General features: G+C 39.4%; 5 protein-coding genes. All 5 read right to left on the bottom strand.

All coding sequences use genetic code 11. The features are described 5' to 3' along the window. Window positions 1-568: 568 nt before the first annotated feature. The 5 genes from SYJ56_RS25655 to SYJ56_RS25635 all read right to left on the bottom strand — a co-directional run bounded on the left by SYJ56_RS25655 (window position 569) and on the right by SYJ56_RS25635 (window position 5,143). Window positions 569-1,450, bottom strand: coding sequence for an alpha/beta fold hydrolase (locus SYJ56_RS25655; protein ID WP_323839231.1), 882 nt, complete (start codon window positions 1,448-1,450; stop codon window positions 569-571). 45 nt (window positions 1,451-1,495) lie between these two features. Continuing rightward, window positions 1,496-2,197, bottom strand: coding sequence for a helix-turn-helix transcriptional regulator (locus SYJ56_RS25650; protein WP_323839230.1), 702 nt, complete (start codon window positions 2,195-2,197; stop codon window positions 1,496-1,498). Window positions 2,198-2,371: 174 nt separating this feature from the next. After that, window positions 2,372-3,478 carry an alpha/beta hydrolase family protein gene (locus tag SYJ56_RS25645; RefSeq protein ID WP_323839228.1) on the bottom strand — a complete coding sequence of 369 codons (1,107 nt, stop codon included), beginning with the start codon at window positions 3,476-3,478 and terminating at the stop codon, window positions 2,372-2,374. A gap of 226 nt (window positions 3,479-3,704) precedes the next feature. Next, window positions 3,705-4,415: a nucleotidyltransferase domain-containing protein gene (locus SYJ56_RS25640; protein WP_323839226.1), complete on the bottom strand. Its 711-nt coding sequence runs from the start codon at window positions 4,413-4,415 to the stop codon at window positions 3,705-3,707. Beyond that, window positions 4,412-5,143 (bottom strand): carbon-nitrogen hydrolase family protein, encoded by a 732-nt coding sequence (locus SYJ56_RS25635; protein ID WP_323839224.1) that lies wholly within the window; start codon window positions 5,141-5,143, stop codon window positions 4,412-4,414. The genes SYJ56_RS25640 and SYJ56_RS25635 overlap by 4 nt, the downstream gene beginning before the upstream one ends. Window positions 5,144-5,512 lie beyond the last annotated feature (369 nt).

The raw sequence follows: 5,512 nt of genomic DNA, 5'->3' as shown, positions 1-5,512 counted from the left end.
ATAAACAAAAAGACCTGTACCAACTTCTTCCCTCAAACTGGAAGCAGCACAGACCTAAACCGATTCTCTGAAATTCCTAATCCAAAACATATGGGATGCTCGGAGCGATACGGAGAAGAAACCTGAGCGCAAACGTAAAAATCTAATCAGATTGGGAGTGGATCAAGACCATGCTTACGCATGGAAGGGGCAAGCGTAAAGAAAATGTCCCTTCGGACATTTTTAGCGAAGGAGCCAGATTGCAGGGGAGGCAGAAAAGGAGGATGGTCCGCCGCGGCGGCTCAAAGTCCCATACTGGGAACAACAATTACACTTTCTAGACTGAGAAGAAAAGGTTATCTAAGTATGCTGGACTATTACTCAAAATCAAAGCCTGAGATTCAATGAACTGGGACTGAGCGTAAAAAAATAATCCCTTTGGATCATTTTAGCGAAAGGCCGGGATGCAGGGAAGATACGAGACCTCCCGAAAGCTTTCGGGATCGGTGGTGTGAGACCTGTGCGCCGTGGCGTAGACGCACCTCGCTAACTTAATGGTTGGCGAGGCCGTCTACTCATTAGCAGCTTTTTATTTCATTTCTGCCAGCACTTTTTCTAGTAATAAATTAAACTCCATTGGTTTTTCTATCATTGGATAATGCCCAGTTGCAGAAATAGTTTCCACTTGAAAGCTATTTTTACAATGGTTTTTTAATCCATTTTCATTTGTTGGAAAACCGTCACTGTTTATTAAATACAACTTGTAATTAAGCTGTTCTAATCTTTGTGCATCGGTATTAGCGTATTGCATTTGATTTATAAATGTTCCGTAGCCAATAACAGAATCAGTATTTGCAAAGTCAGTTTTTACTCTGTCTTTCACTTCCTTTGATGTTGTAGGGTGAAAAAGCATCATATCTGCATATACAGGTGCTGAATTTTTGAAATCCTTTTCGAGCATTGGAAAAAAATCAGACATTTGTTTCATTTGTTCTGGTGTAAATTCAACGTCAATGATTTTGAAATTGTCAACACCTACAATTCCTTTTATTTGGGGATTGTAGGTTAATGCTATTTGCAACATGATTTCACCTGCCATTGAATGTCCAACGATTACAACATTTTTAAGTTCCATTGTGTCAATAAATGATGTTACATCATTGGCATATTCTTCAATTGTCCAGTTGGTTCTTTCAGTTTTTGATTTGCCAAACCCTGGTAGGTCAATTGCGTAAACATTGTAATTTTTAGAAAAATATTCTACTTGATTTTTCCAATAAGTTCCATCAATGCACCAACCATGTAAAAATAGAACTGTTGTGTTGCCTTGTCCTTGTTGAAGGTAATTAATTTCAACTTGTTTGTCTCTGATTGTGATTTGATTTGTTGTCATTATTTCTTGTGTTTGTGCCTTGTTTACACTTCCTAAAAGTGATACAATAACGATTAAGAGAATTGCTTTTTTATTCATTTTTGTTTGAATTTGAAGCAAAGGTAAAAGACACATAGGGCAACCCTATGTCAGGGGTTCAAATAATCTTTTAGAACGTTCTTCTAAATAGTCTTCAATGCTGAAAGACTTGTTGGGTTTGAAATGAGTTTGCTGTAACTTGAGTTCTCTTATTCTGTCAAGCCGAAACTCTCTTATTTCTTGTCGTAACTCACAAAAGGCAATAGTTGACCAAACAGCACCACTAAAATAAACTGCATACGGTTGGATTATTCGCTCTTTTAGTTGTTCTTCTCCTCTTGTCTGATATGTTATTTCCAGTTTCTGGTTTTCTGTAATTGAATGCTGGATTGAATCTAAATATAAACTTGTCGGCGCCCAAGGTTTTTGATATCCGATTCTTGAATTTAAAAGTTCCAATTTATCTTTGTCTTTAAGCGATAAAACTGCTTTAATTTTAAAAAGTGCCGATTCGTAGTTTTGTTTAAGAGAATCTTCGGTATGGTAGTTTAAAATTTTACTAGTTGTTATCATAGCTCTTGCTTCTTCCATTGTGAACATTACAGGAGGTAACCAATAACCTTCTACTAAAAAATAACCCTTTCCTTCTTCTTCGCCAATTGGAACACCTGCAAGTCTTAATGTTTTTATATCTCTGTAAATCGTCCTGTTTGTAACTTCATGTCGTTCGGCTAATTCACGAGCAGTTGTCAGTCGTTTAGATTGAAGTTGTATGAGTATGCTTGTTAGTCTGTCAAGTCTATTCATGGCCTGTGTCGTGTTTCGTTAAATTTCTGCTAACGTCCTGGGCTATAAACTGTGGCCGTATAAAAACAATTCACTATCCACCCAAGATAAAGATAGTGAAAAGTAGAAAAGTATCCGCCCCCTACACACCGGCCATTGATTATAGCCTCGTGTTATGCACCTTAATACTTTTCTTTATTCAGGAATAACATATTTTCGTAGCCATTCTATCTGCGCTTCGTAATATCCTTCGCACTTTACACCAGAATCAAGCGGCATGCCCTCCACTTCGCGGACGGAACCCGTCGCCGACACGCTCATACTGTGGTTGCAATCCGGGAAAGTGTGCATTGTAAGCGTCGCATTGGGATTCTGACCGATTGTAGATTCATAAAGTGCATGCGCTTTACGCCAATTAACATTAGTGTCTTTTTCACCAAACAATGCCAGAACGTCAATATCCAACCCGTTCAGTATTTCGTCGAAGTTCCGAACACGAATTACGGAGAACGTTTCTTCGTCGAACTCGAACTGATCCTTCATCTTCATATAGCCCTCTTGCTCCGTCTCGTATTCTTCCCTCGAACCTGTCAGGTCTCCTGCAAAATCGAACACTGCAGGATCTTTTCGAAGATTCTCCGTAGCTGCAAGGTACGATTCATAGTCGCCACCCTGGATGAATATTTGCTTACTGCGTCTCCATTCTCCCATAAGTCGCTCGGTTTCTTGCTGTGTTCGACCTTCCAGAGGCAGATTGGATTGCATCAGGTAGTGCTTGTTATCTTCCGCTGGAACACCGCTGACAGAAATCCAAAATTGAATGCTAGGTTCTTGGGACAAAGCAATTGGCACAACCCAACCGCCTTGGCTTGTGCCCCATATGCCGATCTTTTCTGAACCGGGAACCTCCTGGATCCGCAACCATGTTATGGCATCCAGTACCCCCCTAGCAATCTCTTCCAATGGTTGGTTATAATCGTACACTCCTGCACTTTGACCTTGGCCAGGCTTGTCCCATGTCACGCATGCAATTCCTAGTTCAACGAAGCGTCGACGTAAATCATAATACCTGTTCTCTCGACGAATATCTGTGTTGCCTGTACCATGAACAAACACTATGAGTGCCTGCGCCTTGCCATTAACAGGCTGATCAATGATCCCTGAAAGTTTCGTATTTCCTGAGATAAACTCAAAATCTGTAGTAACCATTTGGACTCCATTTTTCGCGCCAGAACAACCAAACGCTATAAATAGAACAATGAAAACGAAAACTAGGCTGGTTTTGGAAGAATTTATATTCATTGGCGACCTATGTTTAAATAGTTTTTTGAATCCATTCTTGATTGGCTCTATCTCCTTTCTTCGAATAGTCGTCTAAGCTTGTTGGACAGTTTACTTATGCTGCATAACGGATAAGTATAAGTGTAGTGTGGGATCAACTAAGCACAAATGCAAAATAGAAGCACTGCACTTGACTTAATCACGTTACCCGCCATTGAGCCAAGCATCTGTTTTAGCGGCCGCAATCTTAATCTCGTCCAGAGTCCCATTCAAAAAATCCATATTCTCCAATTGTCATACCAACGAGTATTTTAGTAATCCCGTACTTGTCGTAAAAGTTTTCAGTTCTATAATAGTCTGCAATTAGTTTCCCAATGTCAGGATAGTGCTGTGCCAAATATATTATCCTCTCCTTTGGTCGAGGCAGAGGAATACAATTATTGCGAAAGGTGTAGTCAATGATGTCGCTGACTAATTTATTTAAGAAATATGTGCTTGTCACAGTGTCTGTATCTTTTAAATCTGTAGCGTCTTCAAATAATGTAGAGATTGCATATCTAGTATTGATTCTTTTAATATCAGTCAGAGGTGGACATTTTAATATAAATTCCTTCGCTGATTGAATCAACTTTTGAAGTTCTAAATTGTCTGCCCCCTCAATTACTTTACCAGTTGAAATCATGTGAGCTGTAACTGGTCTGTTCTCTTTATGTTCTTGCTCCAAGTAGTTGTAAATATGTTTGAAGCTATTGACAAATATTTCACAAGGTATACCGTCAAAATATTTTTGGATTCTCTGTCTAAAGGTGTCTTGATGGACCACATAAATATCAAAGTCGCTATTTAAATCAGGGTTGCCGCGTATAATGCTACCAGTCACAATAATTGCAACTGGTTTGAAGTCTTTACGAATCCAAGTTAATGCCTTGTCAAGCGCTATGGTGTAATGGTCATTCATATTGTTGCCTTTTTCATTACTTGTTGAGTTTCCATTTCAAATATTAAAAGTCCTTCTTTGTCGCTTTCTAATTTTTCCAAAAGTTCGCCTTTATTATTCCAAACAGCACTCTGTCCAACGCTTAGAAAATTATCACAAAATCCAACGCTATTTGACATTAGCACCGGCATTGAAAACTTCTTTGCGATTTTCGGATAATGCGTGAATGCTTTTTCAATTCCGTTCTGGGATTTGGCCACGCTTGCCAAATATATTTCTGCTCCAAGCCTGTTTGCCTTTTCCGAGTGTTCGGATTGCAGCGATTCATAGCAAATTGCTGGTGCAACCTTTTTGCTTTTTATGGTCAAAATAATCTGTCCGTTGCCTTGAATAAAATACGGTAGTTCATCCAAATGCAGTTTTTGTTTGGAATATATTTTTCTTTCTCGGTTGGGTTCAAATATGACCATACTGATAAATATCCCAGAGTCCAATTTGGTCGGCAAGCCAATCCCGATTGTAATTTTGTTCGAGTCGCTAATCTTTTGAAATTTGTCAAATCTCGAATCATTTTGGTCGGTTGCTAATTCCTTTGCAAGTTCCGGTTCGTAGCCAGTCAGCGATAATTCGGGGAATATTATCAAGTCGGATTTTTCGCAAACGGCAAGTTCAATCCATCCCAAATGGTTTTCGATATTGCTCTTAATGTTCCCTTTTTCCGATTTTGTCTGTGCAACGCAAATTTTCATCCTATTCGTATTTTCAAATTACCGCCAACGGCCAGGTGTCGAGTAGGCAAGGGGAATTTCACCCCGAGCCTCGATTGTTGTCAGCCTGTAGAATATTTTCCTCACTTCATTCGTAACCATCTTTTCCTCCCCCGTTGATTTACATAATTTTTTTTGTCAACCGTGCAGTGGAGCCTTTTTATTGCACCGTGCACACGCTTTGACTGGCCTTGCAATGTGTGTGCGATTTATTTATGACCTGTTATGTTTATAGCATTTTAGTAAAAAACACACCTTCTTAGAAGGTGGCTTTGAATAGCCCCTGTAAGGGGCGTTTGGCATTGAACTAGAAATCAAAACCCTGTTGTTGGTCTTCTTCCTTTCGTTCTT

It is taken from the genome of Algoriphagus aurantiacus (assembly GCF_035156405.1).
Classification (GTDB): Bacteria; Bacteroidota; Bacteroidia; order Cytophagales; family Cyclobacteriaceae; genus Algoriphagus; species Algoriphagus aurantiacus.
Note: the sequence above shows the minus strand (reverse complement) of the source record. Positions and strands in the feature narration are given on the sequence as shown.

Coding starts and splice junctions, on each gene's coding strand:
- SYJ56_RS25635 (WP_323839224.1), bottom strand. CDS start 5,143: ATGAAAATTTGCGTTGCACAGACAAAATCGGAAAAAGGGAACATTAAG.
- SYJ56_RS25645 (WP_323839228.1), bottom strand. CDS start 3,478: ATGAATATAAATTCTTCCAAAACCAGCCTAGTTTTCGTTTTCATTGTT.
- SYJ56_RS25640 (WP_323839226.1), bottom strand. CDS start 4,415: ATGAATGACCATTACACCATAGCGCTTGACAAGGCATTAACTTGGATT.
- SYJ56_RS25650 (WP_323839230.1), bottom strand. CDS start 2,197: ATGAATAGACTTGACAGACTAACAAGCATACTCATACAACTTCAATCT.
- SYJ56_RS25655 (WP_323839231.1), bottom strand. CDS start 1,450: ATGAATAAAAAAGCAATTCTCTTAATCGTTATTGTATCACTTTTAGGA.